General features: G+C 51.5%; 3 protein-coding genes. 1 reads left to right on the plus strand and 2 read right to left on the minus strand.

Annotated features, from left to right (window positions below; all coding sequences use genetic code 11):
* Positions 1 to 1163: hypothetical protein (locus TX85_RS05395; protein WP_158297300.1), on the minus strand; the 1163-nt coding region annotated here is incomplete at its 3' end.
* Positions 1147 to 1863 (minus strand): ABC transporter ATP-binding protein, encoded by a 717-nt coding sequence (locus TX85_RS05400; protein ID WP_044478089.1) that lies wholly within the window; start codon positions 1861 to 1863, stop codon positions 1147 to 1149. The genes TX85_RS05395 and TX85_RS05400, both read right to left, overlap by 17 nt.
* A gap of 580 nt (positions 1864 to 2443) precedes the next feature.
* Between TX85_RS05400 and TX85_RS26995 the strand changes: the two genes are divergently transcribed.
* The coding region (locus tag TX85_RS26995) for a glycoside hydrolase family 5 protein (protein WP_199558822.1) at positions 2444 to 3371 on the plus strand (928 nt) is incomplete at its 3' end.

Here is a 3371-nt window from a genome sequence, read left to right on the forward strand (position 1 = left end):
TTATAAAAGAATGCCCGGCATACCCGCTCCCCGACAGATAGCAGATACAGTGTAAAGGCTAAATAAGGAACGAAGAAGCCGGGGCCGGTAATGACCAGTCCGATTGCGTCAGCGCTCAGGGCGAATACTACACAGACGGCAGCTCCGAGGCCGGCAATCAGGGCCAGGCGCTTGCGTACAGGGTCCAGGATCAGGCTGCGATGCCGTGCGAAGAACAGCGTGTTGAGAAAGGCGTAGCCTTGCTTGTTTCCGCCTTGTCCATCCTGTCTGACCGTCAAGTCTGTCTCGCCAGCCTTGGTCTGAACGCTCTTGAGCTCTGCTTCCTTGATTAGACGTCCCATGTCCAGCAGCGGATCATCCCGTTTGGTAGCGGCATCTGTTACCGCCCGGTAATCATCATATTTAGCTAAACGAAGCAAAGCAAAAACTCCGAGCGGAATCAGGATAACGGGCGCAACCCATGACAGCAATATTCCCCCGAGCAGTGGAACCTCCGGGAACAATAAGGGAGCGTAGGCAAGGGCATAGGTAACGCCGATGGTCAGCCAGACAATCAGGTTCTGCTTGACCAGTACCATGCCATTGGCTTCAAACAGCTTCAAATGAATGTACTCCCAGATCACCCGGGACAGTGTGACCGTCACTGCCAGAGACAAAGCCTGCATAACCGTACCGTCCAGAAGCAGAACGAACAGCAGCAGCGCCGGTATGTAGTAGATGAAGGAAGTGAGATATTTGTAGCCGAGTGTCGCCTTCATATAGATGTCGGGTTGTATGCGCATCAGCTTGACAGCTATGAACTTCTCCCGCTTTGGCTCCAGGATGGTACAGTTTGACACCCCGGCCGTAATGAAGCTGATGATCAGAAATATATGACTGAACAGGCTGAGCTGCGGGTTGCTATAGCCCGCAAAGCTATCCAGCTTGATCGATACCGCAGGATAATAAACTATCAGACCCAGATAGAGAAGCTTGGATAACAGACCCCACAGGATCATCAGAATCCAGGCGACGACGGACAGGGCCCGTTTGGCCGAAACCTTGGCATACAGCGATTCCGGCACAAGCCGTCCTGCCAACGGCAGCCTGCGGATATAGTAAATTAATCGGTTGACGGCGGACGAGATACGGACTCCGAATATCTGATTAACTGTGCGCTGCATCGGATTCTTCCCTCAGCAATTGAATAATGCTCGACTCAAATTCCGGACTGTGCATCAGTCCCGGCGGAACAGCGGACAGGCTGCCATTGTTCAGAATGACGAGTTCATCGCATAGGTCGGTGGCGAGCTGCAAAATATGCGTGGAAAAGATCAGAATATGATCCTGTTTCATTTCTCTGAGCAGCTTTTTCATTTCCAGCGCTACGATTACATCGAAGGAGGTCAAGGGTTCGTCCAGCAAAATAACTGGTGGCTTCATGATCAGAAACAGCAGCATTTGAATCTTGTTCTTCATCCCGTGGGAATAGCCCTTGATCAGGAGATGGCGATCTTCCTCAGAGAAGCCGATCAATTCAAAATAACCGTCGATGGAGTCGTCAGCCTGAAGCTTATCGCGATTGATATCCATGTAGAATTTAATGAATTCGTATCCCGTAAGAAAATCCGGCAGGATAGGCAGGGAGTAGACGTAGCCGACATCCTCTTCACGAAGCTCGCGCACGGTATCTCCGCTGCGCAGCCGGACTTGTCCCGCATCCATCGACAGCTCCCGGCTCAGACAATTGAACAGTGTTGTTTTACCGGCGCCGTTGCGTCCGAGTAAACCGTAAATTTTCCCTTTCTCAAACGTGTACCCGGCACCCTTCAGCACTTGCTTGTCGCCAAAGGCTTTTTCCATTTGATCCAGAATCAGTTCCAAGTGGGGTGCTCCTTTCCAAATATAGCTTACTCCTGATTAATACGCTCAAGATAGTGGATGGTTGCTATAACTGCGCCTTGAAAAATGTCCTCTGACCTGAAATATGGGCATCCTGCTTGTCCTGGCGTGAATGTTATAATTTACGTGAGGGCGCTTAGGCTTACGAATTGGATGGCAACTGTTTTTTGGGGAGTAACGCTTTGATGCAGATGGCGGGTTATTTGTGCGGATTTTGGTACAAAGATTGAGTGTTGGGGCTGCCGTATAGAGGGAGAGTTATACGGTTTTCCGTATAAAAGTTTTGCGAAAGGACAGTATGAGCGGTATTTTGTGCGGAATATCGTACAAAATCCGCGTAATGAGGCCAGGCAAAAGGGGAATTGTACGGTTTTCCGTACAAAACGTTGCGTAACGTGGGCAGACGGTAGGGACGTTGTACGGTTTTTCGAACAAAATTGTGTGTCGAGGCGGATCGATACAAGCAGGTATATTGATGCCTGGGCGATTCCCTACGGACAGGTATGCAATTTTGCGTACAACTAAGCCATATCAACATACATAGGCAGAGGAGGACATCGAAATGAGAGAACAGATGGAACGGTCACGGGTGAAGGGATTTTTGCGCGCTGAAGGAACACGGGTTGTGAACGAAGCGGGCGAGGAGATCATTTTGACCGGGTGGGGGTTGGGCAACTGGCTGTTATGCGAAGGTTATATGTGGTTGTCGCAGGATGAAAGCTTTGATCGTCCGAGAAGAATCGAAGCGGTGATCCGGGATTTGACAGGGACCGAATACGCGGAACAATTCTGGAAGCGGTTTCGCAATCAATATATCACTCGCGAGGATATCCGTCTGATGGCGGAGCAAGGCTACAATTCGGTTAGAATTCCGATCGGCTGGCGTGTGCTGATGGAGGACGAGCCGGGAATCTTCTGGAAGGAGGAGAACTTCCGGCTGATCGATCAATGTCTGGATTGGTGCGAGGAATTCGGGATTTATGCGTTCCTTGACCTGCACGGCGCGCCCGGCGGCCAGACCGGGGCCAACATTGACGATTCGGTCGATGATCTCCCGCGGCTGCTCACCGATCCGGAGAGCTGGCATAAGGGGATTGAGCTGTGGAAGGAGCTGGCCCGGCGCTATCGCGACCGCTGGATTGTCGGCGGTTATGACCTGCTGAATGAGCCGGTTCGCCCCGGATTGATGGAAGGCAAGCAAGAGTATTACCTGGTCCGGAAGCTGACGGAGTTCTATGATGAGGCGATTGCGGCGATCCGGGAAATCGATACGAAACATATGCTTTCGATTGAGGGGCATCATTGGGCGACGAATACGGCAGTCTTTTATAAGCGGTATGACGACAATATGGTGATTCACTTTCACCGTTACGCGTGCATGCCTGGCAAGGAGGCATACGACGAATATCTGGCGTTGTCCAAGAGGCTGGATCAGCCGCTGTGGCTAGGGGAGACCGGGGAGAACGAGCTGGAATGGTTCGCTGCTATGT

The sequence above is a fragment of the Paenibacillus antibioticophila genome, from assembly GCF_000455265.1.
Lineage (GTDB): Bacteria > Bacillota > Bacilli > Paenibacillales > Paenibacillaceae > Fontibacillus > Fontibacillus antibioticophila.